The 24,732-nt window shown below is 41.7% G+C and carries 23 protein-coding genes; 11 read left to right on the forward strand and 12 right to left on the reverse strand.

Annotation, left to right across the window (positions count from 1 at the left end; translation table 11 throughout):
- Positions 1-23: 23 nt before the first annotated feature.
- The 3 genes from LD028_RS10635 to LD028_RS10645 form a co-directional block, all read right to left on the reverse strand.
- Complete coding sequence (locus LD028_RS10635) at positions 24-746, reverse strand: amino acid ABC transporter ATP-binding protein (protein WP_237811799.1); 723 nt, start codon at positions 744-746, stop codon at positions 24-26.
- Entirely contained in the window at positions 743-1,396 is a 654-nt protein-coding gene (locus LD028_RS10640) for an amino acid ABC transporter permease (RefSeq protein ID WP_237811800.1), read from the reverse strand. Before LD028_RS10640 ends, LD028_RS10635 begins: the two co-directional genes overlap by 4 nt.
- A 78-nt stretch (positions 1,397-1,474) precedes the next feature.
- Positions 1,475-2,272: a basic amino acid ABC transporter substrate-binding protein gene (locus LD028_RS10645; RefSeq protein WP_237811801.1), complete on the reverse strand. Its 798-nt coding sequence runs from the start codon at positions 2,270-2,272 to the stop codon at positions 1,475-1,477.
- Positions 2,273-2,568: 296 nt separating this feature from the next.
- On the opposite strand from LD028_RS10645, the gene pflB reads away from it, so the two are divergent.
- Entirely contained in the window at positions 2,569-4,797 is a 2,229-nt protein-coding gene (pflB, locus tag LD028_RS10650) for a formate C-acetyltransferase (protein ID WP_370642789.1), read from the forward strand.
- A gap of 46 nt (positions 4,798-4,843) precedes the next feature.
- Entirely contained in the window at positions 4,844-5,575 is a 732-nt protein-coding gene (gene pflA / locus LD028_RS10655) for a pyruvate formate-lyase-activating protein (RefSeq protein WP_237811828.1), read from the forward strand.
- 8 nt (positions 5,576-5,583) lie between these two features.
- On the opposite strand, the gene pgmB is transcribed toward pflA, so the two are convergent.
- From pgmB to LD028_RS10685, 6 genes are all read right to left on the reverse strand, one after another.
- On the reverse strand, positions 5,584-6,249 hold the full coding sequence (pgmB, locus tag LD028_RS10660; RefSeq protein WP_237811803.1) for a beta-phosphoglucomutase: 666 nt from the start codon (positions 6,247-6,249) through the stop codon (positions 5,584-5,586).
- Positions 6,242-6,949 carry a TrmH family RNA methyltransferase gene (locus LD028_RS10665; RefSeq protein WP_006321080.1) on the reverse strand — a complete coding sequence of 236 codons (708 nt, stop codon included), beginning with the start codon at positions 6,947-6,949 and terminating at the stop codon, positions 6,242-6,244. Before LD028_RS10665 ends, pgmB begins: the two co-directional genes overlap by 8 nt.
- Before the next feature lie 14 nt (positions 6,950-6,963).
- Positions 6,964-7,443 (reverse strand): Cys-tRNA(Pro) deacylase, encoded by a 480-nt coding sequence (gene ybaK / locus LD028_RS10670; RefSeq protein ID WP_237811804.1) that lies wholly within the window; start codon positions 7,441-7,443, stop codon positions 6,964-6,966.
- A gap of 79 nt (positions 7,444-7,522) precedes the next feature.
- On the reverse strand, positions 7,523-10,126 hold the full coding sequence (gene adhE, locus LD028_RS10675) for a bifunctional acetaldehyde-CoA/alcohol dehydrogenase (protein WP_237811805.1): 2,604 nt from the start codon (positions 10,124-10,126) through the stop codon (positions 7,523-7,525).
- 174 nt (positions 10,127-10,300) lie between these two features.
- Positions 10,301-10,528 carry a hypothetical protein gene (locus LD028_RS10680; RefSeq protein WP_006321087.1) on the reverse strand — a complete coding sequence of 76 codons (228 nt, stop codon included), beginning with the start codon at positions 10,526-10,528 and terminating at the stop codon, positions 10,301-10,303.
- A gap of 90 nt (positions 10,529-10,618) precedes the next feature.
- The gene (locus LD028_RS10685; protein ID WP_237811806.1) at positions 10,619-11,911 is read right to left on the reverse strand and encodes a transcriptional regulator; all 1,293 of its coding nucleotides are present in this window, start codon (positions 11,909-11,911) and stop codon (positions 10,619-10,621) included.
- 140 nt (positions 11,912-12,051) lie between these two features.
- On the opposite strand from LD028_RS10685, the gene LD028_RS10690 reads away from it, so the two are divergent.
- From LD028_RS10690 to LD028_RS10730, 9 genes are all read left to right on the forward strand, one after another.
- Positions 12,052-13,566, forward strand: coding sequence for an FAD-dependent oxidoreductase (locus LD028_RS10690; RefSeq protein WP_237811807.1), 1,515 nt, complete (start codon positions 12,052-12,054; stop codon positions 13,564-13,566).
- The gene (locus tag LD028_RS10695) at positions 13,563-15,032 is read left to right on the forward strand and encodes a spore germination protein (RefSeq protein ID WP_006321090.1); all 1,470 of its coding nucleotides are present in this window, start codon (positions 13,563-13,565) and stop codon (positions 15,030-15,032) included. Before LD028_RS10690 ends, LD028_RS10695 begins: the two co-directional genes overlap by 4 nt.
- A 9-nt stretch (positions 15,033-15,041) precedes the next feature.
- On the forward strand, positions 15,042-16,142 hold the full coding sequence (locus tag LD028_RS10700; protein WP_237811808.1) for a GerAB/ArcD/ProY family transporter: 1,101 nt from the start codon (positions 15,042-15,044) through the stop codon (positions 16,140-16,142).
- The gene (locus tag LD028_RS10705) at positions 16,139-17,233 is read left to right on the forward strand and encodes a Ger(x)C family spore germination protein (protein ID WP_237811809.1); all 1,095 of its coding nucleotides are present in this window, start codon (positions 16,139-16,141) and stop codon (positions 17,231-17,233) included. The genes LD028_RS10700 and LD028_RS10705 overlap by 4 nt, the downstream gene beginning before the upstream one ends.
- A 71-nt stretch (positions 17,234-17,304) precedes the next feature.
- Positions 17,305-18,360 carry an ABC transporter ATP-binding protein gene (locus LD028_RS10710; protein ID WP_237811810.1) on the forward strand — a complete coding sequence of 352 codons (1,056 nt, stop codon included), beginning with the start codon at positions 17,305-17,307 and terminating at the stop codon, positions 18,358-18,360.
- Position 18,361: 1 nt separating this feature from the next.
- Positions 18,362-19,159, forward strand: coding sequence for an ABC transporter permease (locus LD028_RS10715; protein ID WP_237811811.1), 798 nt, complete (start codon positions 18,362-18,364; stop codon positions 19,157-19,159).
- Positions 19,156-19,935, forward strand: coding sequence for an ABC transporter permease (locus tag LD028_RS10720; RefSeq protein WP_237811812.1), 780 nt, complete (start codon positions 19,156-19,158; stop codon positions 19,933-19,935). Before LD028_RS10715 ends, LD028_RS10720 begins: the two co-directional genes overlap by 4 nt.
- Positions 19,932-21,005 carry an ABC transporter substrate-binding protein gene (locus tag LD028_RS10725; protein ID WP_237811813.1) on the forward strand — a complete coding sequence of 358 codons (1,074 nt, stop codon included), beginning with the start codon at positions 19,932-19,934 and terminating at the stop codon, positions 21,003-21,005. Before LD028_RS10720 ends, LD028_RS10725 begins: the two co-directional genes overlap by 4 nt.
- A 175-nt stretch (positions 21,006-21,180) precedes the next feature.
- Positions 21,181-22,671, forward strand: coding sequence for a peptide MFS transporter (locus tag LD028_RS10730; protein ID WP_237811814.1), 1,491 nt, complete (start codon positions 21,181-21,183; stop codon positions 22,669-22,671).
- A 22-nt stretch (positions 22,672-22,693) separates the two neighbouring features.
- Here LD028_RS10730 and rlmH read toward each other — a convergent pair whose 3' ends face one another.
- The 3 genes from rlmH to LD028_RS10745 all read right to left on the reverse strand — a co-directional run bounded on the left by rlmH (position 22,694) and on the right by LD028_RS10745 (position 24,674).
- Positions 22,694-23,173, reverse strand: coding sequence for a 23S rRNA (pseudouridine(1915)-N(3))-methyltransferase RlmH (gene rlmH, locus LD028_RS10735; protein ID WP_237811815.1), 480 nt, complete (start codon positions 23,171-23,173; stop codon positions 22,694-22,696).
- An 83-nt stretch (positions 23,174-23,256) separates the two neighbouring features.
- The gene (locus LD028_RS10740) at positions 23,257-23,412 is read right to left on the reverse strand and encodes a CxxH/CxxC protein (protein ID WP_006321100.1); all 156 of its coding nucleotides are present in this window, start codon (positions 23,410-23,412) and stop codon (positions 23,257-23,259) included.
- Between the two features lie 53 nt (positions 23,413-23,465).
- Positions 23,466-24,674, reverse strand: a complete 1,209-nt coding sequence (locus LD028_RS10745) for a S1C family serine protease (RefSeq protein ID WP_237811816.1) — start codon at positions 24,672-24,674, stop codon at positions 23,466-23,468.
- Between the last annotated feature and the right edge of the window lie 58 nt (positions 24,675-24,732).

Here is a 24,732-nt window from a genome sequence, read left to right on the forward strand (position 1 = left end):
CTGACAAACGGGACACCTTTTTCTTATAACACTTTCGATAAAAACGACTTCGTTCGCTCATGTTGTGGCGCATCAAAAATTTGTTGTGGCGTTCCTTCTTCGACGATTACTCCACCGTCCATAAAGAGAACGCGATCCCCAACTTCACGAGCAAATCCCATCTCATGTGTCACGACGACCATCGTCATTCCTTCTTTTGCCAGTTGTTTCATGACAGCAAGCACTTCCCCGACCATTTCGGGATCGAGCGCAGACGTCGGCTCGTCAAATAACATTACCTTCGGCTCCATCGCGAGCGCACGAGCGATCGCTACACGCTGTGCCTGTCCACCTGATAATGAATCCGGATATACGTGCGCTTTATCTTGTAAACCGACTTTCGCAAGCAATTGCATCGCCTTTTCTGTCGCTTTTTCTTTCGACCATTTGCGCACTTTCATCGGGGCGAGTGTAATATTATGAAGTACCGTCATATGCGGAAATAAATTAAATCGTTGAAACACCATGCCGACTTCTTCACGCACTTTATTTAAATCCGTTTTCGGATCTTTCAAATGAAATCCGTCAACGACGATATCCCCCTCATCAAAATCTTCCAACATGTTTAAACAACGTAAAAATGTCGACTTTCCCGATCCAGACGGACCGATGACAACGACCACTTCTTTTTCACGAATGTGTGCGTCAATACCTTTTAACACTTGTAGTGATCCGTATGATTTTTTTAAATTAGTAACCCGAATCATGCATCATACCTTCTTTCTAACCGATGTAGCAACTTGCTTAATGAAAGGGTGAGCACTAAATAAATAAGCGCAACCGTTAAGTACGGTTCCCAGACGCGATAATATTGCCCTTGCATCGCTCGTCCCCAATACATAAGCTCAGGTGCCGCAATAATTGCTGCAAGTGATGAATCTTTAATAAGAACGACAAATTCGTTGCCAAGCGGCGGAATCATGCGCTTGATCGCTTGTGGCAAAATAATGTAACGCATCGCTTGCACATGTGTCATTCCAAGCGAACGAGCAGCTTCCATTTGACCGCGGTCAATGGATTGGATGCCGGCGCGGAAAATTTCAGCGATATACGCAGCGGCATTTAAAGATAACGAAATCGCTCCCGACATGAGTGGATTCGGTTGAGCAGTAAACATCGGCATAACACCAAAATGAATAAGTAAAATTTGTACAAATAATGGCGTGCCACGGAAAAAATGAACGTACCAATCAAACGGCAAACGAACAAGACGATTTTGAACCATTTTCCCAAGCCCAATGGCTAAACCGAGAATCGTTCCGAAAAGGATACCGATCAAAGATAAGCCGATTGTCCATAGTACCCCTTTCAAAAAAAACGGGGCATATTCTACAATAATGTTGAAACGAAAATCCATCATCCCTCACCTTTCTTCTTGATAAAAATTGCGTAACTGTCTACAGTTACGCAATTTTTCGTCGACGTTATTGCTGTGTTATTGCTGTTGTTGTAATGATTCAATATTCGGTTCTGTACCAAACCATTTTTTATAAATTTCTGTATACGTTCCGTTTTCAATTACTTTTTTCAACGCTTCATCTACTTTTTGTTTTAACTCGCTTCCTTTCGGGAACATGAAACCGTAAAATTCAGATTCAAAATGTTCTGGGTCTTCAAATGCTACAATTTTCGCATCTGGGTTGTTTTTCACATATTCGTTCGCAACGGCATTATCTGTCACAACTGCTTCGACACCACCGTTTAATAAATCCATAATCGCAACGACTGTATTCTCAAACTTTTTAATATTTGGATTCTCTTTTCCTAAAATTTTTTCAACGGCTTCTTGTCCTGTTGTACCGTTTTGTACACCGACAACTTTTCCTTGTAAATCTTTCGCGCTTTTAATCGAACTTCCTTCTTTCACAAGAATCATATGTGTCGATTCAAAGTACGGAATGGAAAAGTCATATGTTTGTTTTCGATCATCGTTAATTGTAATACCTGAAACAGCCATATCCGCTGTCTTTCCTTGAATCGCTGCAAACAATGGATCCCAACCGATATTTTTTAATTCATATGCTAGTCCCGCTTCTTTCATGACTGCTTTTAATAAATCGACATCAAAACCGACAATCTCACCTTTATCCATGTACTCAAATGGCGCAAACGCTGCGTCTGTGACAACCGTAATTTTCTTTTCTGTTGTCGCTGTTTTTTCTGTTGAACTGCCACACCCTACGAGCGCAAACATAAGCATAAAAACAAGTGTTGCAATTATTCCTTTTTTCATCAACTTCTCCCCCTTACTATTTGCTGTAAAATAATAAACGCTTGTGTATGAACATGTTATGCTTTCTATGTTTCACATATTATCAGCTTTTTATTTTTTATGCAACAAATTTTATAAAAATAATTTTTGGAAAAATCTTTATTTTAAAAAATGTTTTTGATCAACTTTTCACAAATTCGTCAATCCTTTATTCTCTTTCTCATGTCAAAAAGTAGTATTCTTTATGTAGGGGGTACTTTTATTCTGACGATTGGGAGGAGATTATGATGGCGCTACTTACTGTGAACGAAGCTTTAATGGACGCTTGGAGAACGTTCAAAGGCGATAAGTGGAAAAAAGAAATTGACGTTCGCGATTTTATTTTAAATAACGTAACCGTTTACACAGGGGATGAATCGTTTCTAGAAGGTCCAACGGAAGCGACGAAAAAGCTTTGGGAACAAGTGATGAAACTTTCCAAACTAGAACGCGAAAAAGGCGGCGTTCTCAACATGGATACGGAAATTGTATCAACGATTACGTCACATGGTCCCGGTTATTTAAATAAAGAACTTGAGAAAGTAGTCGGTTTTCAAACAGACGAACCGTTTAAACGGGCACTTATGCCATTTGGTGGCATTCGTATGGCTGAACAAGCATGCGAAGCATACGGTTACCAGGTGAGCGACGAAGTAAAGAAAATTTTCACACAATATCGGAAAACGCATAACCAAGGCGTATTTGACGTGTATACGGACGAAATGAAAGCGGCGCGCAAAGCAGGCATCATTACAGGGCTTCCTGACGCCTATGGACGCGGTCGCATTATCGGTGACTACCGCCGCGTCGCGTTATACGGTGTCGATCGCTTAATTGAAGAAAAGAAAAAAGATTTACGCAACACAGGCGCGCGTACAATGAGCGAAGATATCATTCGTCTTCGCGAAGAGCTAGCGGAACAAATTCGTGCCCTTCAAGAGCTAAAAGAAATGGCGGCAAGCTACGGCTACGATATTTCCAAACCAGCACGCAACGCACACGAAGCGTTCCAATGGTTATATTTCGCTTATCTTGCGGCGATTAAAGAACAAAACGGTGCGGCAATGAGCTTAGGTCGCGTCTCAACATTTTTAGATATTTATATCGAACGCGACTTACAAGAAGGCACATTAACAGAACGCGAAGCACAAGAACTTGTTGACCATTTCGTCATGAAATTGCGCCTTGTGAAATTCGCGAGAACACCAGAATACAATGAATTATTTAGCGGCGATCCAACGTGGGTCACAGAGTCAATTGGCGGTGTCGCGATTGACGGGCGTCCACTTGTGACGAAAAACTCATTCCGCTTCTTGCATACGCTTGATAACTTAGGTCCAGCACCAGAACCAAACTTAACAGTTCTTTGGTCAACACAATTGCCAGAAGCGTTTAAGAAATATTGCGCGAAAATGTCGATTCAAACAAGCTCCATTCAATATGAAAATGACGATTTAATGCGTCCGGAGTTTGGAGATGACTACGGTATCGCATGCTGCGTCTCCGCGATGCGCATCGGTAAACAAATGCAATTTTTTGGCGCGCGCGCAAACCTTGCGAAAGCACTATTATATGCGATTAACGGCGGCGTTGACGAAAAACTAAAAGTGCAAATCGGTCCAGAATTTGCGCCAATCACATCTGAATACTTAGACTACGAAGAAGTAATGCGCAAATTTGACAACGTCATGGAATGGCTAGCAGAATTGTATATTAATACATTAAACGTCATCCATTACATGCATGATAAATATTGTTATGAACGCATCGAAATGGCGCTTCACGATACGCACATTTTACGTACGATGGCAACCGGTATCGCCGGATTGTCCGTCGTCGCTGACTCATTAAGTGCAATTAAATATGCAAAAGTAAAAACAATTCGCGATGAAAACGGATTAGCTGTCGACTTTGAAATCGAAGGCGACTTCCCGAAATACGGAAACAACGACGATCGCGTTGATGCGATTGCGGTCGATATTGTTGAACGCTTTATGACAAAATTGCGCAAACATAAAACGTACCGCGACTCGAAACATACGACATCCATCTTAACGATCACATCAAACGTCGTATACGGTAAAAAGACAGGAAATACACCAGATGGTCGTCGCGCTGGCGAACCGTTCGCACCGGGCGCTAACCCGTTGCACGGTCGCGACACAAAAGGAGCGCTTGCGTCATTAAGCTCTGTCGCAAAATTACCGTATGAATATGCATTGGACGGCATTTCAAATACGTTCTCAATCGTGCCAAAAGCGCTCGGTAAAGATGACGCGACACGCATTCAAAACCTTGTCGCCATTTTAGATGGTTATGCACTAAAACGCGGTCATCACTTGAACGTCAACGTCTTTAACCGCGAAACGTTGCTCGACGCCATGGAACATCCTGAAAAATATCCGCAACTAACGATTCGCGTATCAGGTTATGCGGTCAACTTTATTAAATTAACACGTGAACAACAAATTGACGTCATTAATCGGACGTTCCATGAAACAATGTAACGGAAGCTCCCACGATGCGTGGGAGCTTTCTACCTAGGAGGAAAACATCATGAACGGATTTATTCATTCAGTCGAATCGTGCGGAACAGTTGACGGTCCTGGTATTCGTTACGTCATTTTCACCCAAGGCTGTTTGTTGCGCTGTCAATATTGTCACAATGCAGATACGTGGGAAATTGGCAAAGGAAGACAAATGTCTGTTGATGAAATCATCGCCGATGCCCAAACATACTTGCCTTTTATGCAGGCATCCGGTGGTGGAATAACGGTGAGCGGTGGCGAACCGCTTTTACAAATCGACTTTTTAACGGAACTATTCCGTCGCTGTAAACAGCTTGGCATTCATACAACGATTGATTCGTCTGGCGGATGTTATACGACAGAGGCATCGTTCCAACAAAAGCTTGATAAATTGCTTCAATATACGGATTTAATTTTGCTAGATTTAAAACATATCGACGAAAAAAAACATCGAAAACTAACAGGAAAAACGAACGAACATATTTTAGCTTTTGCACGTCTATTATCAGAACGGAACGTACCCGTCTGGATTCGCCATGTGCTCGTTCCAACCATCACAGACGATGAAGAAGATTTGCATCGCTTAGCTGACTTCATTCGTACGTTGCGCAACGTCGAAAAAATTGAGGTGCTTCCGTATCATCAACTCGGCGTTTACAAATGGAAAGCACTTGGACTGACGTATCCGCTTGAAGGCATCCCGACACCATCTGAAGAAAGTGTTGAAAAAGCAAAACAAATATTAGGCGCAAAATAAGCTGGTCGTCATTGACCAGCTCTTTGCATAAACCGTTGTTTTAACTCGCCCCACGTCAATTGTGTTGTCCGCTGAACGAGCCAATCAGGCGACAGCGGAGCTAAATGGGATCCGATACCGACGGAAAACATATTTGTTTGCTTAATTGCTTTCATGCCTGCCTCTCCGTCCTCAATGGCAATACAACAAGACGGATCGACATGAAGCTCTTTCGCAGCTGTTAAAAAAATTTCTGGATCTGGCTTCATGCGCGTAATTGTTTTCACATCGACAATGACGTCAAAAAAAGAACGTACGCCAAGCCGTTCGACAACCGTACGTGCATTTGAGCTTGACGATGCGAGCGCCATCGGGACACCGTCGCGCTGAATGTCGCAAAGAAGCGCCAACATCCCCGGCAACACGTCGTTTGGTGACAATTGCTCGATCAACTCACGATAATATTGGCCACGGCGGTCGCCAAGAGCTCGTTTTTCTTCTTCTGTCCATTCATGTACTGTTTCACCGAGAAGCGCCTCGACCATCGCCTGTCTGCTCATGCCTTGTAGCTTTTGATTGAGCTGTCGATCAAACGGTACCCCAATTTCATCGGCGACACGTTTTGTCGCGATATAATATAGCTCAACCGTATCTGCAATGACGCCATCTAAATCAAAAATCACCGCTTCAATCATTGCGTCCTCCCATTTGACTTTCCACCATTTTTCTTAGCCGTGGGCTAAGCGAAAGCTTCATCCAATGTTCATATATTTCCTTCTTTTCCGCAAGCGACAAATGATAACGCTCCCCTGCCACTTGTTTTGCTCGCTTCGTGATTTCATAAAGGGAAATCGCTGCCGCGACAGAAATATTAAAACTTTGTACAAAGCCATTCATCGGAATAACGAACTTCCCGTCCGCTAAAGCAAGCGCCTCTTCAGATACTCCGCGATGCTCATTTCCGAACAAAAGCACCGTCGGTTTTGACACGTCAATTTGTTCAAGCGGAATCGTTCCTTCCCCTAAATAGCTTGCATATACTTGATAGCCGTTTTGTTGGAGGTGGCGAATGGCCTGTTCAATCGATGAATGTTTATGCACATTGAGCCACTTGTCCGCATGTCGCGTCACCCATTTATTCGGTTCAAATGGAGCCGCTCCGGTGACGACATGAACGTCTTGAATGCCGAACGCCTCGGCTGAACGTAACACCGCGGCTTGATTGTGCGGGTCATCAACCGCTTCCGTCAAAATGGTGATATATCTTGTTCGTTCGCTTAGCACATCGTACATGCGCTTTAAGCGACTTGGCAAAATCATTTCCCAAAGCAAGCGATTGTCGTCCGTCAACAGTCCTTCTTCGATGTGTAGTTCTTCCCCTTTTGTCATTCGCATGCGAGACAACCCTCCTACGCTTTGATAATATGCGCAGTTTTCCCATTGGTTAACTTTAATAAATCTTGAACAAAAAGTTTCATTTGCATGCCGATTTTCCCTGCGCTCACAATGATTTGCTCGTGCAAAAGCGCCGATTCGTCGACATATGTCGCATATAGTTTTTTCATCCCAATGGGCGAGCAACCGCCACGCACATACCCTGTCATTTTTTCGATGTCTGCCACAGGCAACATATGCACGCTTTTTTCACCGACAACGGTCGCCGCTTTCTTCAAATCCAACTCCGCTGCGACAGGGATGACGAATACGTAAAGTTGACCGCTTGCCCCTTTTGTGACAAGCGTTTTATACACTAGTTCTTCACGTTGCCCAATTTTTTTCGCAACCGATATTCCATCAATTTGTCCATCCGTATAATCGTAAGTAAACAGTTCATATGGTACACGTGCACGATCGAGCATGCGCACAGCATTCGTCTTTGCTTGTTTCATGATCCGTCCCTCACTTTCCTCTATTAGTGTACCATAAACAAAAAGAAGGGACATCCTTCATCGGACGTCCCTTATCCTCTTAAACCCCCTTATACGCTTGGCGATAAATGTCGGCAAGATCGCTGACTAACGGTAATTTCGGATTAGCTGTTGTACATTGATCTTCAAAAGCTAGTTCAGCGAGTTGATCGACTTTGCTTTCAAATGCTTCTTTGCTGACGCCTGTTGCCGCAATGCTTAATGGCATGTCAAGTTCTTTGGCGAGCTTAATGATTGCTTGAACGAGGCTTTCTACTCCTTCTTCTGTCGTTCTCGCCGGTAAACCGAGCAAACGGGCAATTTGAGCGTAACGTTGGTCAGCGACGAAATGTTCATACTTCGGAAACGCTGTAAACTTCTTCGGTTTTTGCGCATTGTAACGAATGACATGCGGCATTAAAATTGTGTTCGCACGTCCGTGTGGGATATGGAATTCTGCCCCAAGTTTATGCGCTAAACTATGGTTAATGCCTAAAAATGCGTTCGCAAATGCCATACCAGCGATCGTTGATGCGTTATGCATTTTTTCACGCGCTACTTCATCGTTGCCGTTTTTATATGCGCGTGGCAAGTATTCAAAGACGAGTTGAATCGCTTTTAATGCTAATCCGTCTGTATAGTCGTTTGCCATGTTCGATACGTATGCTTCAATCGCATGTGTTAATACGTCCATACCTGTATCCGCTGTAATATGTTTTGGCATCGTCATGACGAATTGTGGGTCAACGATGGCGACATCTGGTGTTAACTCGTAGTCAGCAAGCGGATATTTGACGTTATTTCTCTTATCTGTAATGACCGCAAACGATGTCACTTCTGAACCTGTACCAGATGTTGTTGGAATCGCGACAAATTGCGCTTTTTGACCGAGCTTTGGATATTTAAAGACACGTTTACGAATATCTAAAAACTTTTGTTTTAAACCGTTAAAGTCTGTATTCGGATGTTCATAGAACAACCACATCGCTTTCGCCGCGTCCATCGCCGAACCACCGCCGAGGGCGATGATGACGTCTGGTTGGAACGCATGCATCATGTCGGCACCTTTCATCACTGTTTCAATCGATGGATCTGGCTCCACTTCTGAGAAAATTTCGCAATGCACATAATCTGGACGTTTACGCAAATAGTATAACACTTTATCGACATAGCCGAGCTTCACCATACCTGGGTCTGTAACGATAAAGGCACGTGAGATGTTTGGCATTTTCGCTAAATATTGTGTCGCATGTTTTTCAAAATAAATTTTTGGTGGAACTTTAAACCACTGCATGTTTACATTCCTTCTCGCTAATTTTTTAATGTTAATTAAATGTGTCGCACCAACGTTTGTCGAAACGGAGTTGCCTCCAAACGTACCGCAACCGAGCGTCAACGACGGAATGTATGCGTTATAAATGTCCCCGATCGCTCCTTGTGAAGATGGCGCGTTCGAAATGATTCGTCCTGCTTTCATTCGCTTACCGAATTCAAGAATGACTTCTTGATTTTCTGAATGAATGACAGCCGAGTGGCCAAGTCCACCGAATTCAAGCATTTCTTCTGCTCGTTTTAATCCTTCTTCTGTGCTATTCACCTTATAACAAGCCAATACCGGACTTAGCTTCTCACGAGAAAGCGGTTCTTGAGGACCGACGCTTTTTAACTCGGCTACGAGAATTTTTGTATCAACTGGTACATCGATGCCTGCCATTTTTGCGATTTCATACGCTGGTTTACCGACGATATTCGGATTGACTGCACACGTATTTTCATTGATGACAAGCTTTTCAACTTTTTTCTTTTCTTCTTCATTTAAGAAATAGCACTTGTTTGCGATCATTTCGTTTTTCACCGCATCATAAATCTCTTTATCAATAATGACCGCTTGCTCCGATGCACAAATCATCCCGTTATCAAACGTTTTGGACAAAATGAGATCGTTCACCGCACGTTTAATGTTTGCTGTTTTTTCAATATAACAAGGTACGTTACCAGGTCCGACCCCTAACGCTGGTTTTCCTGAGCTATATGCCGCTTTCACCATGCCTGCTCCACCTGTCGCAAGAATAAGCGAAACACCAGGATGGTGCATCAATTGTTGAGTCGCTTCGACAGAAGGGGTTTCGATCCATTGAATACAATGTTCTGGAGCGCCAGCTGCAATGGCTGCATCGCGCAAAATACGTGCTGCTTCACTGCTACATTTTTGCGCAGATGGGTGGAACGCAAAAATGATTGGGTTGCGCGTTTTAATTGAAATCAGTGCTTTAAACATCGTTGTTGATGTCGGGTTTGTTACTGGTGTAACTCCAGCGATGACGCCAACAGGCTCAGCAATTTCAATAATACCTTCTTGTTCATTTTCGCGAATGACGCCAACTGTTTTATCGTATTTAATGTTATGGTAAATATATTCTGTCGCAAAAATATTTTTAATGATTTTATCTTCATATACACCGCGTTTTGTTTCTTCGATCGCTAACTTCGCTAAATACATATGTTTATCAAGCCCAGCTAACGCCATTTGCTTGACGATATGATCGATCGTCTCTTGATCATAGTCACGAAACGCTTTTAACGCTTTTTGCGCATTGGCTACAAGCGTATCAATCATTTTCGTAACTTCTTTCTTTTGGTCTAATACTTTTTCATCGATAGCCATATAAGCCCCTCCTATATTGTTCTTGTGAAAATATTCACAAGTTAGTTGAAAATAAAAATGTGATTGTTTTCACATTATCATTATAACGAAAGTAACAAGGTTCGTGTGTGTCAACTTTGTGAAATATTGAGCAAGTATATTGTATAAGAGAACCGCTTCTCACGAAGAAGACGGTTACTCACATACTGGATTGCGTGGAATTTTTGTAAAAGAAATATCGTTGTACATGCGTGTATTCCGCTTAACAATGACGACATAATTTACTGTCCATATATAAGAAGGAATTTCTTGATCATCTTCAAACATCATTGCTTCAAATTCATCACCAATCATTTCTTCGAATAGCTCCAATGTATATGTTTCCGCATCTGTGGAAAAGTTTCTCCATTCGCATATAAGCATCAGCTGTCACCTCAACTTTTCTTTTGTTACCATCATTGTAACATTCTTTTCCCTAATTTAAATTGTGAAATATTGAACAAATCATGAATATTACTTATTCGTTATATATGCTTGTTTTGGATGATTTGGTTGATCTGGATACTTTAAGCGCATTTTCCCTTCCGCTAATAGCTTTCCTAAATAATTATTGCGCAATCCGTCTGGCGTTCGATCTAGTAAATGGGATAACTGTTTTAACATTAATGGTCGACGGGCACATAACTCCAAAATGACTTCTTCCATCTTAGCCGGTGCAAGTCTTTTTTTCTTACGCGCAATTTCAGCAATACTCCATAGCTCCTGATCGACATTTCTTTCTTCTTCCTCATCCAATTTATTTACGGAGTTGAATGAGATGTTTACGGAGTTATCATCTTTATTTACGGAGCTATCCTTTTTATTTATGGAGTCAAGCACTTTATTTACGGGGTTTATTTCAATATTTAAGGAGTTTGGGTCGTTATTTACGGACTCAAACTCATTATTTAAGGAGTTTTGGTCGTTATTATAGGAGTTGTTGTCTTTATTTATGGAGTCTGGTAATGGTGCATCGTCCATCCAATCACTCAATGCCTCGATCTCATTTATATAGTCGTGTCTTTCTGGGAAGGACACAATAGGCAATGTAACAACCGTTCGTTTTTGAAAATCATATTGCTCAACAGCAAATTGTTGTGAGTAAATTGTCTCCATCGTTTTTAAACCGACTCCAGCACGTTTACAAAACTGAATGTAAATAAACATTTTAAACATATTTGGATTGCGCAAATAGCTGACTCCACCACTATTTGCTTGTTCTAAAGGAATACCAAACAAACCAGGGTTAGACATTTGCATACATGATCGCTGCCGTTCAACAATAATCCCTCCATCACCGCTATAATCAGCATGGACGATTGCATTCATTAACGCTTCATGGACAGCGTCTTTTTCAACTTGTGATACGTCGTTGACCTCGTGCATCACTTTAAAATAAAAATCATAAATATTTCCCGACCATGTTCCGTCCTGTGAAGTAAAACGGTTTGACCAATGCAGCTCATCATCTCCATATTCACGATACTCTAAAAAGTATTGTGGTAAAACTTCTGTAATCATTCGCTCTTCGCTAAACATAAGAAGTCCTGCGAGTGTGAGTCCCTCTTTGTTTGTGTCTCGTATTTTTCCCCATGCGCCGATTTTATATAAAAAATCTTTTGTTTCTAATCCGTTCCACGGGTGGTTTGGTTTCACTTTTGCAAATTGTTCGCGATAATGGCGAACAGATTCTAAATGCAGCTCATTAAGCCCATAATGTTCTAACACGACGTTATCTTGTAAACGAATATTTGCATCTTTATTCACTTTAACTCTCCCTCTTACGTTATGTTATTAAAACGTTTCGATACTCGTCTATTTCCATTTTATCATCTTTGCAAATGTTCATCATAAACTTTTCGATTTGGGGAAAATTAAGAAAAACATGGGTATGGAGGAACAAAAACATGTCTTTACCAAGGTTGTCTCAATCGTATTGGCTACAAACAACAACGCTTCCGTCTTTTCCATCTTTGACGCAACCGATTGAAACGGATGTAGCGATTATTGGTGGAGGAATAACAGGTATTACAACCGCTTATTTGCTCGCTAAACAAGGCGTGCGTGTCGCCGTCATCGAAGCAAATCGACTATGTCACGGCACAACGGGGCATACGACGGCAAAAATAACCGCCCAACATGATCTTATTTATCATGAGCTGATTGCTCACTTCGGTGAGGATAGCGCTCGTCAATATTACGAAGCAAATAGCGAGGCAATACAGTTTATTTTGCAAACAATAAAAGAAAACGATATGCATTGCGATTTATCGCTAGAAGATGCATACGTATATACGACTGAAGAAACGCAATTATATAAGCTTGAGGCGGAATGGAAAGCGTATGAAACGATCGGCATTGACGGAGCATATGTCGATCAACTGTCGCTTCCTTTTTCCGTTCAAGGTGCAATCATGATGCGCAACCAAGCGCAATTCCATCCGCTCCATTATTTAAAAACATTAGTGGGACTCGCTGTCAAACATGGGGCATCTTTTTATGAACAAACCGTTGCACAACATATTGGGACAGCGACAAGACCGGTTGTACAAACGAAAAATGGAGCAACCGTTACGTGTGATACGGTTGTCGTTTGTACTCATTTTCCGTTTTTTGATCCTGCTTTTTACTTCGCACGACTGCATGCAGAGCGATCATATGTCATTGCAGTCGAAGCGCACGAACGATTGCAAGGCATGTATTTAAGCGCCAACGAACCAAAGCGATCGTTGCGATATACGATGATAGACGGAAAACCTCTTCTTTTCATTGGTGGCGAGTCACATAAAGTCGGACAAGGAACCAACATGATTCATCACTATGAAGCGTTACAATCATTTTCAAAACATATATTCGGATTGTCGGACGTACGATATCGCTGGTCGGCGCAAGATCTTGTCACACTAGACAATCTCCCATACATCGGTCCGATTCGCACAAGCCTTCCACACATACTTGTCGCGACAGGATATCGTAAATGGGGCATGACGACAAGTACAGTTGCTGCTCATCTGTTAGCCGATTTAGCGTTACAAAAAGAAAATCGTTACGCTCAACTGTTTGCCCCGTCACGTTTTGTCACTGATCCATCACTCAATCACTTACTGACGGAAGGAATCGATGTCGCGAAACACTTCTTAATCGGAAAGCTTGAATACGCCCTTCGTACCCCTCGCGACATATCGCCAGGAGAAGGATCTGTAGTCAATGTAGACGGAAAACGGGCAGGTGCATACCGCGACGAACAAGGCACACTATATGTCGTCGATACGACATGTACACATATGGGGTGTGAACTCGAATGGAACAATAGTGAACGGTCATGGGACTGTCCTTGTCACGGTTCACGCTTCTCTTTCAGCGGAAAAGTACTAGAAGGGCCAGCAACTGAACCACTTCGACAGCTTAAAGGGGATGAATGATGAACAGCATACAACAAACGCTTACGCATTCGCTTGATATGAATGAACAAACGTTGCGTGATTATTTTACAAAAACACCTGATCTCGTATATTGCCATTTACTGATCGGGGAACCAAAAAAGCGAGCGTTACTTGTATATCTCAATACGCTCGTTGATAAAAATTCGATTAACAATAACATTATTGACCCGCTTTTATTTGAAACGAAACAAATCAATACGATTGTTGATATTCAGTTGCCCATCGGCGCTAAGTCCTACTCGACAAAATGGGAACATGTCATTCAGCGAATCTTTCAAGGAGAGACTGCACTATTTCTGGACGGGGACGACCATGTATTGCTGTTGGATACGCAAGGGTGGCCACAACGCGCCATTGCGGAACCGCAAATTGAATCGTCGTTGAAAGGGTCACACCAAGGATTTATCGAGACGTGCGAGAAAAATATTGCCCTTATTCGCCGTTATTTGCCACATCAACAGTTAAAAATTGAAGAAACGACCGTCGGCAGACGCGGACATACGTCTGTCGCATTATTGTATTTGGAAGACGTGACTCACCCAGAGGTATTACAAGAACTGAAAGATCGAATTGAACAAATAGATGTCGATACAGTCGTCAATACAGGAGAACTGATGCAACATATTGAAGATAATCCGTTTTCACCGTTTCCACAATTTTTATTAACTGAGCGGCCCGACGCAGCGGTGAGCAATTTACTGCAAGGACGTATCGTAATCATCGTTGACCGTTCACCGAGCGTCATGATTGGACCGATGACATTTATCACGTTTTTTCAGACGGTTGATGATTATAGCACTCGTTGGATGATTGCGTCGTTTTTACGACTTTTGCGACTGCTTGCCTTTTTTATGGCGATTTTTTTACCGTCCGCATACATTGCGACACTTTCGTTTCATTACGAAATTATTCCGCTCAACTTGTTGTTAACGATTGGTGAATCGCGCGAACGCGTTCCGATTCCACCGCTTTTAGAAGCAGTCTTAATGGAACTTGCGATTGAAATGTTGCGCGAGGCGGGCTTACGTTTACCTGCACCAATCGGGCAAACAGTCGGCATCGTTGGAGGAGTTGTCATCGGACAGGCGGCCGTTGAAGCCGGTATCGTCAGCAACATTATGGTCGTCATCGTCTCATTAACAGCCATTGCATCGTTCATTATTCCAAATCCAGACATGTCCGAGTCAATTCGCTTATTACGCTTTCCGATGATGATCATTGCCTCATTGTTTGGGTTAGTCGGCATGGCGATCGGTTTAATGCTTATTATCGGTCATCTCATTTCTTTAGAGTCGCTCGGTACACCGGAAGGAAGCCCGTTTGCACCTGCGCGATTGCGCGATTGGAAAGATACGATTTTACGCTTTCCGCTTTGGATGATGCGCACGCGCCCATTATCCGCTCGTCCGACACAGTTGACGAGACAAAAAAAATTCCGCAAGTAAGTGATGCATATGAAAAAATATCAATTTAACGAAATTACAACAATGCAATATATTTTTCTCATTTCAGGCACACAAATCGGTATCGGCATTTTATCGCTTCCCGCTCAACTTGCCGATATTGCCAATACAGACGGATGGATCGCCATTGCCATCGGGTGGGTCATTTCGATTATCGCAAGTACGATCATTATCAAAACGATGGAAAAGCATCCGCAAGATACAATTTTCGATCTTTCTCGCCGCTATTTCGGGCGCATACTCGGAACAATTATCCATCTTGCTTTTGTCGGTTACGCTTTATTGGCGTCCGTCACTGTCGTCTTTACTGCGATTCATATTACGCAAGTATGGATTTTGCCGAACACATCGAACTATCTCGTCATGATGTTATTTATGTTGCCTGGTTTTCTCATTACACGAAATGGCGTGCGCGTGCTTGGGCGATATGCCGAAGTTGTCTTTTATTTAACCCTTTGGATGCCTATTCTCATCGCAATCCCACTACAAAAAGGAACGGTTTTGCATATACTCCCTGTCTTGAAAGATGGATGGACTCCAATTTTTCAAGCGGTAAAAACGACAGTTTTATCTTTTTTAGGTTTTGAATTAGCGTTCGTGTTTTACCCGTTTTTAAAAGAAAAAAAACATGCCGTAAAAGCAATGGTAATCGCCAATAGCATTTCCGGTTTTACGTTTTTGCTGATTACAGTCACATGTTTCATCTTCTTTAGTCCCGATGAAATTTCTTCACTTATTTGGCCGACATTATCGTTGCTCAAAACAATTGAATTTTCGTTTATTGAACGGTTTGAAGTCATCTTTTTATCGTTTTATTTGTTTGTTATGTCAACGACAGGCATTCCGTACATTTTTACGACCGTTTTCGGCATTAATCAGCTTCTCGGAAAAAAAGATCATACGCTCGTATTATTTATTGCCGTTTGTATATTCATTTTCACATCTTTTTTATACAATCCGTCTTTTGTTGATATTCAAACGATGGGATCGTGGTGGGAGCGATACGGCTTATGGGGAGCTTACATTTTTCCTATTATTTTGTTTATTTACGTTTCTGTTACGCAATGGTTTCAAGGGGGAAAAAAGAAATGAAAAGATGGATATATATGTTTCTTTGTCTTTTTTTCATTGTCGGATGTAACGCAAAAACGCAACTTGACGAACTTACACTCGCATTAACTGTTGGTTTGGATGAGAGTCAAAACGGCAAGCTGCTCGTTTACTCGATTAGCCCCGTATTTAATAAAGAATCCGAAAATATTTACGAAGTCATTCGTACATCAGGAGTGACACCGCGCAACGGACGTTCGAGGGCAAACGCCTTTGCATCTGGAAAAATTGTTGGTGGAAAAGTCCAGAACGTCATCGTCAGTAAAACATTTGCGGAAACACACGACATGTTTTCTTATTTAGATGTATTTTATCGTGATCCAAAAAACTCAATAACCGCAAATTTTATCGTTTTCGATGGGCCGTTAAAAAAACTAATGTACATTCACCTGAAAGATAAACCACGTTTATCTGTCGCGATTCGTGACGTCATTTTAACCGCCCATAGGAGCAAGCAAACGACAAAAGCTAACATGCTTCTGTTTCATCGCTTGGCGCTTGATCGTGCCCAAACCCCGTTCGCACCCATGTTAAAAGTGCATAAAGGCGACTTAGTAGCTGGAGGCATTGCTTTATTTAACGAACAGAGAAAATATGTCGGCTCTCTTTCACAAACAGAAAGTCCTTATTTTTCGATATTACAAAAAAATATTAAACCTTCCACATTTTTAACACTTGCAATAAAATGGCTAACAAAACAAAAAGAATATATAAGCATTTCCATTGAACATGGCGATTTTTCATATAAGCCATCGTTTCGAAACGGAGCATTTCACTTTGACGTCCATATGCGTTTAGATGTTGTTATGACCGAATCGACGACGTATATCGATATGAAAAAAGAAAAGAAAAAACTCGAAAAATTGCTCGCAAAGGAAATACAAAAACAGCTCGAATCGGTCGTAAAAAAATTACAAACATATGAGGTGGATCCGATCGGTTTTGGCTTATATGCACGCGCTTATGAATACAAACAATTTCAAAAGCAAAAAAGCTGGTCAAAGGCTTTTGCGAAAGCGGAAATTAACATTCACCCAACAGTCGAAATTATTAGCTACGGTGTGCTTCAATAAAATGTTGCTGAATATAAAGTGATCGTTCATAATGGACTTAAAAAATGGATAAATGAGGTGGGAAAAACAAAATGGACGATCGCGTCATCATTCGCTTTAACCATGTCACAAAACAATACGATGATGATCTCCCTGTGCTTGATGATGTTAGTTTTGACATCGAGCGCGGGAAATTTTATACGCTTCTCGGTCCGTCCGGCTGCGGAAAAACGACCATTCTCCGGTTAATTGCTGGGTTTATCGAGCCGACAAAAGGCGATATTTATTTTCATGGCCAACGGATAAATCACGTGCCTTCAAATAAACGACGAGTGAATACGGTGTTTCAAGATTATGCGCTTTTTCCTCACTTAAACGTATTTGAAAACGTCGCTTTTGGCTTACGTATTAAAAAAATACCGGAGGCAGACATTGAACGAAAAGTGAAAGAGGCGCTCCGTTTCGTCAACTTGGAAGGCTACGAACAGCGCGCGATTCATGAAATGTCAGGTGGACAACGACAACGTGTCGCCATCGCCCGCGCGATCGTCAACGAACCGGACGTGTTGCTACTAGATGAACCGCTTTCTGCGCTCGATTTAAAGCTTCGAACAGAAATGCAATATGAATTGCGTGAATTACAACGAAGTCTTGGCATTACGTTTATTTTCGTTACTCACGATCAAGAAGAAGCGCTTGCGATGTCGGATGAAATTTTCGTATTAAATAAAGGGAAGATTGAACAACGTGGCACACCAAAAGATATTTATGATGAGCCTGTCAACCGTTTCGTTGCTGATTTTATTGGGGAATCAAATATTATTACTGGGGTGATGATGGACGATTTTGTCGTGGAATTTGCCAATCAACAATTTACGTGCGTTGATCGCGGTTTTGCGAAAAACGAACGCGTCGACATTGTTATTCGTCCCGAAGATTTAGAATTAACAACTGTTGAGCGTGGCAAATTGCGTGTGCGCGTTGATTCTGTTTTATTCCGTGGCGTGCATTATGAGCTTTGTTGTTATGATGCGTATGGGAACGAGTGGCTCGTCCACTCGACAAAAAAAGCAGAAATTGGGGAAGAAATCGGTCTTCATTTTGAACCAGAAGCCATTCATGTCATGAAGCGGAGTGGAGGTGAATAATATGCGCCGCTACGCTTATGCTGTTCCGTACTGGTTATGGATCGCATTGTTTGTTATTGCACCGATCATTCTTATCGTTTATTATTCGTTTTTCGATATTGAAGGGCATTTCTCGCTCGTTAACTATGAAACTTTTTTCACACCTGTTTACTTACGAATGACGCTAAACTCGTTTTGGTATGCTTTTGTCATTACAGCAATCTCGCTTGTTATTGCTTATCCAACCGCATATTTGTTGACAAAAACGAAGCATAAGCAGTTATGGTTGTTGCTTATTATTTTGCCGACATGGGTCAATTTATTGTTAAAAGCGTACGCTTTCCTCGGACTGTTCGGCACGTACGGAGCTGTCAATGCACTGCTTGAAACGATTGGAATTGGAACGAAACAACTATTGTTTACGGACTTTAGTTTTGTTTTTGTATCTGTTTATATTTTTATCCCGTTTATGATTTTGCCGATTTTTAATGCGCTTGAAAAATTAAACCCTTCTTTGATCGATGCAGCGCGCGACTTAGGAGCAAGCGAATGGACGACATTCCGTCGCGTCATTTTTCCGCTTACGCTTGATGGCGTGAAAGCAGGCTGTCAAGCGGTATTCATTCCGTCGCTTTCGCTCTTTATGTTGACGAGACTGATCGCTGGAAACCGCGTCATTACGCTCGGCACCGCGGTTGAGCAACATTTTCTCGTGACGCAAAACTGGGGAATGGGTGCGACAATCGCTGTCTTTTTAATGATCGCTATGGCTAGTATTATGGCGATCACAGGAAATAAAAAATGGGGGGTGAGACAATGAAAATTTCTCGCCTCTATTTAGCATTTGTCTTTTTCGTATTATACATGCCTATTTTTTATTTAATTTACTATTCGTTTAATAGTGGCGGGACGATGCATCATTTCGAATCGTTTACACTTGATTGGTATAAAGAAGTGTTTGACGACACACGTTTGCTCATTATTGTGTTGCATACGATCATTATCGCCTTATTGTCATCATCGCTTGCGACAATCATTGGCGTATTTGGCGCCATCGCCATTTATTATGCGAAGCATCGTTGGAAACAAACGTTGCTTACGTTAAATAACATCTTAATTGTCAGCCCTGACGTTATTATTGGGGCATCGTTTCTAATCTTGTTTACGATTGCTGGCATTCAACTCGGATTTACGTCCGTTCTTTTGTCGCACATTGCTTTCAGCATCCCGATTGTCGTGTTAATGGTATTACCGAAGCTACAAGAAATGAGCCCAACATTAATTGACGCAGCACGCGACTTAGGGGCAAATGAATGGAACGTATTGACGAGAGTCGTTCTCCCGTACGTGACACCGGGCATTTTCGCCGGCTTTTTCATGGCGCTCACATATTCACTCGATGATTTTGCGGTTACGTTTTTCGTAACAGGAAATGGTTTCTCAACATTATCTGTCGAAATTTATTCACGTGCACGCCAAGGGATTTCATTATCCGTTAACGCTTTATCTACCCTTCTTTTCTTATTTACGCTTTTCCTCGTCGTTGTGTATTACATAATGACACAACGTGCTAGCGTAAAGGGGGGGAAAAAATGAAAAAAGTACTGTCGCTTTTTTTGCTTGTTTGGCTCATTGCTTTCAGTTTGCTTTATGTGACAAAAATGATTGAATCGTCTGAAGGGTACGGAGGAAACAACACGTTAACGATTTATAACTGGGGCGACTATATTGATCCTGCGCTTATTAAAAAATTTGAAAAAGAAACAGGCCTCAAAGTCATTTATCAAACGTTTGATTCAAATGAAGCGATGATGACGAAAATTTCCCAAGGCGGCGCGACATTCGATGTCGCAGTTCCTTCAGAATATGCCATCAGTAAAATGAAAGAAGAAGGATTGTTGCTTCCGATCGATCATGCAAAAATCCCAAACTTACGCTATATTGATGACCGTTTTCTTAACTTATCGTTTGATCCAGGGAATCAATATTCCATTCCTTACTTTTGGGGAACGGTCGGCATCGTCTATAACCGTGCCCTACTTGGCGGAAAGGAAATAACGAGTTGGAACGATTTATGGGATCCTGCGTTTAAAAATGAAATTTTGCTTGTCGATGGCGCACGTGAAATTATCGGCATGGCGTTAAATAGTTTACATTACTCGCTCAACGATACGAACAAAACACATTTACAACAAGCAAAGCAAAAACTAGATGCCCTCACGCCAAACGTCAAAGCGATCGTCGGAGACGAAATTAAAATGCTGCTTGCGAACGAAGAAGCAGCGATCGGTATCGTTTGGTCAGGCGATGCAGCAGAAATCATGTGGGAAAACGAGCGACTCGATTATGTCATCCCAAAAGAAGGAACAAACTTATGGTTTGATAATATGGTTATTCCAAAGACGGCCAAAAACATTGAAGGAGCCCATCAATTTATCAACTTTATGCTTGATCCGAAAAACGCCGCCCAAAATGCCGAATACGTTGGCTACTCGACACCAAATAAAAAAGCACTCGAATATTTGCCGAGAGAAATCGTCGAAGATGAACGTTTTTATCCGAGCGAACAACTAGCCAATAAACTGGAAGTGTATGAAAACCTCGGCAAAAGCATGCTTGCCTATTACAATGAATTATTTTTACAGTTTAAAATGCATCGTAAATAAGAGGATGGCGAAAAGCTATCCTCTTATATTATTTTAGAAAATTTTTTATTTACTTAATCTGTATATTGTTTTAAAATTATTATTTGTGAAGCCTTTTTATTACTACGGATTGGCTTCATATAGAAAATACAGAAAATAAAAATTATTATTTTTCAAAAATGGAAGGGGTTTCGTTATGTCACAAAACAAACAAAGAATGATCGAGAGCGTTCCCCAACGCGGCTTTTTCGGCCACCCAAAAGGACTTTTTACATTATTTTTTACGGAGTTTTGGGAGCGCTTCTCCTACTATGGCATGCGCGCCATTCTCGTGTTTTATATGTATTATGAAGTATCAAAGGGCGGTTTAGGGCTGGATCAAACGACTGCTCTAGCAATTATGTCGATTTACGGTTCTCTCGTTTATATGTCAGGAATCATTGGCGGATGGGTTGCTGACCGATTGTTTGGAACGGCAAAAGCTGTGTTTTACGGGGGCATTTTAATTATGCTCGGTCACATTGCTTTAGCTGTTCCGGGAAGTGTGACAATGTTTTTTGTTTCGATGGTTTTAATCGTTCTTGGGACAGGATTGCTTAAACCAAATGTTTCAAGCGTCGTTGGAGATTTATATGCTGAAGGGGACCACCGTCGCGATGCGGGGTTTAGCATTTTCTACATGGGGATTAACCTCGGTGCCTTTTTAGCTCCGCTCGTTGTCGGAACGGTTGGCATGAAATATAATTTCCATCTCGGTTTTGGGATTGCCGCGATCGGAATGTTTTTCGGACTTCTCGTATTTGTCGCAACGAAAAAGAAAAATCTCGGTCTTGCGGGAACGCATGTACCAAACCCATTATCTGCAGATGAAAAGAAAAAAGTGTTCACATGGGGAGCAATTGGCGCAGCGATCATCGCTTTACTCGTTTTCATCGGCTCATCAATGAATGTATTAACGATCGATTTGTTCGTCTCACTCGTTGGCATTTTCGGTATCGTCATTCCAACGATTTATTTCGTCGTGATGTATCGTAGTCCGAAAACGACAGATGTGGAACGTTCACGCATTATTGCTTATATCCCGTTATTCATCGCATCAGCGATGTTTTGGTCGATTCAAGAACAAGGTTCCACTATTTTAGCAACGTATGCAGATAAACGAACGCAGTTACATTTTGCTGGTATCGATCTTTCACCAGCTTGGTTCCAATCGTTAAATCCGTTGTTTGTTATTACGTTTGCGCCGATTTTCGCTTGGCTATGGGTGAAGCTAGGAGATAAACAACCATCCATTCCAAAGAAATTTTCTTTAGCTTTATTGTTTGCTGGGTTATCATTTGTCGTCATTTTATTGCCAGCTTATCTCGGTGGAAACGACTCATTAGTGAGCCCTCTTTGGCTCGTGCTAAGCTACTTAATCGTTGTGTTTGGTGAGCTATGTTTATCACCGGTCGGCTTATCGGCAACGACAAAGCTCGCTCCAGCGGCATTTTCAGCTCAAACGATGAGCTTATGGTTTTTATCAAGCGCAGCCGCCCAAGCAATTAACGCGCAAATCGTAAAGTTTTATACACCAGAAACAGAAATGGCTTATTTCGGAACGATCGGTGGAATCGCCATCGCCTTTAGCGTCATTCTTTTCATCATCTCACCAAAAATTGAAAGCTTTATGAAAGGGATAAAATAAGCGGCCAAATAAGCCGCTTATTTTACTTATGATACGGTTCTCCACGATTAATCCGAAAAGCGCGGTAAATTTGCTCGGTTAAAATGAGGCGCATGAGTTGATGAGGAAATGTCATTTTTGAAAACGAGAGCGATTCGTTTGCTCGTTTCATGACGTCGTCGCTTAAGCCGAGTGACCCACCGATAATAAAAGCAATTTTGCTTTTTCCGTATGTCACTAACCGATCAAGCGTTTGAGCAAACTGTTCAGATGACATCATTTTTCCATCAATCGCTAAAGCAATCACGTGCATATCATCTGTCACTTTTGCTAGAATACGCTCGCCTTCTTTCTTCTTGACGAGCTCCATTTGTTGTTTGCTTAACTGTTCTGGCGCTTTTTCATCTGCTACTTCAATGATGTCGACTTTCGCATAGGCTGATAATCGTTTCGTATATTCTTCAATCCCTTGTTTTAAATATTTTTCTTTCAGTTTACCCACAGCAATAATGTATATATTCACAAGTGATCCCCACTTTACAAACATGATATCCACAATATTTATCCACATATCCACAAAACAAATCCACATATTGTGTAGAAACATTAGTTCCCTACTATATATGTAGCTCGTTGTTCACAAAAATCGCATAATTCTTCTTTTTTATCCACAGGTGTTGTTGATATTTCTGGTGCTTGTTGTTTTTCATCCACATACATATCAATTGCCAGTTCAACATGTTGTTCACAACATTTCCACATGTCGCATCACTCCTTGTTCATGAATGAAACGACAGGGCTCCCCTGTCGTTTCGTTACAACGATTGTTTCGCTAATTTTAATGTCACCGTTTGTTTTTTACCATCGCGATAAAATGTCACTTTCATCGTATCACCAATTTGTTTGCGATTATATAAATGCTTTCTTAATTCAACCACATCGGCGATTTTTTCATCATCTAACGCAACGATGACATCAAATTCACGCAATCCAGCTTGCGCAGCAGGTGATCCCGGTACGACTTGCAAGATCGCTACTCCTTCTTTGACGCTTACTGGCAAATGAAGCGTCTGTTGCCAATGATAGGCTGGGATATCACTTAACGAACGCAATTCTACGCCCATATACGGACGACGAACTTGTCCAAACTTCTCTAAATCCGCAATAATTGGTTTGGCATAGTTAATCGGTATCGATAATCCGATTCCTTCCACAGCTTCTTGCGCAATTTTCATCGAGTTGATTCCAATGACTTGACCTTCGATATTTACGAGTGCGCCCCCGCTGTTTCCTGGGTTAATGGCAGCGTCTGTTTGTAGTACTTCTGCATGCCAATCCGGAATACCGTCTTGATCAATATCAATTGGGATTGTACGATTTACGCCAGAAATAATTCCTTGTGTCACAGAACCTGCAAATTGCAAGCCAAGTGGGTTTCCGACCGCAATGACCGGTTCCCCTACTTTTACGACATCAGAGTCACCAAACTCCGCTACGTTTGTGACATGTTTCGCATCAATTTCTAACACAGCTAAGTCCGTCCACACATCGCTCCCAAGCAATCGTGCTGGCACTTTTGTTCCGTCGCTTAAGCTCACTTCCACACGACTTGCTCCTTCAACGACGTGATGGTTGGTAACAATATATGCTTTGTTTCCTTCTTTTTTATAAATGACTCCCGAACCAGTTCCCGCTTCTCCACCTTCCGACCAAAAGCTCGCCTCTTGAATATTGACAATGCCAACAACAGCATCCGATACTTTATTCACCGCTTTTGTTACTTGAGTCACAACATCGACGGCTACACTTTTATCTACTTTTGGTTGCTCTGTTACAGTCACTTGTTTTTCTTCCGTTTGTTCGAGCTCATAAGGCAAGACATCCCATTTCACTAGTGAAGGGATAGTGACAACGACAAGCATACCGCCTAAAATGGCCCCGACTACCCCTGCTAAAAAAGCGCCTCCACGATTGCCTTTTTGTTTTTGACGAATATGTTCATAATGATCATCATAATAGCCCATTTTTCACCCGTCCTTTCTTTATAAAATATTGACCCCTTTTCCATTATAACCTGTTTTT

The organism is Anoxybacillus sp. LAT27 (assembly GCF_022030075.1).
GTDB classification, from domain to species: domain Bacteria; phylum Bacillota; class Bacilli; order Bacillales; family Anoxybacillaceae; genus Anoxybacillus; species Anoxybacillus kestanbolensis.

Coding starts and splice junctions, on each gene's coding strand:
- ybaK (WP_237811804.1), bottom strand. CDS start 7,443: ATGAAACAAGCAAAGACGAATGCTGTGCGCATGCTCGATCGTGCACGT.
- LD028_RS10635 (WP_237811799.1), bottom strand. CDS start 746: ATGATTCGGGTTACTAATTTAAAAAAATCATACGGATCACTACAAGTG.
- LD028_RS10690 (WP_237811807.1), top strand. CDS start 12,052: ATGTCTTTACCAAGGTTGTCTCAATCGTATTGGCTACAAACAACAACG.
- LD028_RS10680 (WP_006321087.1), bottom strand. CDS start 10,528: ATGCTTATATGCGAATGGAGAAACTTTTCCACAGATGCGGAAACATAT.
- LD028_RS10695 (WP_006321090.1), top strand. CDS start 13,563: ATGATGAACAGCATACAACAAACGCTTACGCATTCGCTTGATATGAAT.
- LD028_RS10710 (WP_237811810.1), top strand. CDS start 17,305: ATGGACGATCGCGTCATCATTCGCTTTAACCATGTCACAAAACAATAC.
- LD028_RS10705 (WP_237811809.1), top strand. CDS start 16,139: ATGAAAAGATGGATATATATGTTTCTTTGTCTTTTTTTCATTGTCGGA.
- pflB (WP_370642789.1), top strand. CDS start 2,569: ATGGACGCTTGGAGAACGTTCAAAGGCGATAAGTGGAAAAAAGAAATT.
- LD028_RS10725 (WP_237811813.1), top strand. CDS start 19,932: ATGAAAAAAGTACTGTCGCTTTTTTTGCTTGTTTGGCTCATTGCTTTC.
- LD028_RS10720 (WP_237811812.1), top strand. CDS start 19,156: ATGAAAATTTCTCGCCTCTATTTAGCATTTGTCTTTTTCGTATTATAC.
- LD028_RS10745 (WP_237811816.1), bottom strand. CDS start 24,674: ATGGGCTATTATGATGATCATTATGAACATATTCGTCAAAAACAAAAA.
- pgmB (WP_237811803.1), bottom strand. CDS start 6,249: ATGATTGAAGCGGTGATTTTTGATTTAGATGGCGTCATTGCAGATACG.
- LD028_RS10640 (WP_237811800.1), bottom strand. CDS start 1,396: ATGGATTTTCGTTTCAACATTATTGTAGAATATGCCCCGTTTTTTTTG.
- LD028_RS10665 (WP_006321080.1), bottom strand. CDS start 6,949: ATGCGAATGACAAAAGGGGAAGAACTACACATCGAAGAAGGACTGTTG.
- LD028_RS10730 (WP_237811814.1), top strand. CDS start 21,181: ATGTCACAAAACAAACAAAGAATGATCGAGAGCGTTCCCCAACGCGGC.
- LD028_RS10700 (WP_237811808.1), top strand. CDS start 15,042: ATGAAAAAATATCAATTTAACGAAATTACAACAATGCAATATATTTTT.
- LD028_RS10740 (WP_006321100.1), bottom strand. CDS start 23,412: ATGTGGAAATGTTGTGAACAACATGTTGAACTGGCAATTGATATGTAT.
- adhE (WP_237811805.1), bottom strand. CDS start 10,126: ATGGCTATCGATGAAAAAGTATTAGACCAAAAGAAAGAAGTTACGAAA.
- LD028_RS10645 (WP_237811801.1), bottom strand. CDS start 2,272: ATGAAAAAAGGAATAATTGCAACACTTGTTTTTATGCTTATGTTTGCG.
- LD028_RS10715 (WP_237811811.1), top strand. CDS start 18,362: ATGCGCCGCTACGCTTATGCTGTTCCGTACTGGTTATGGATCGCATTG.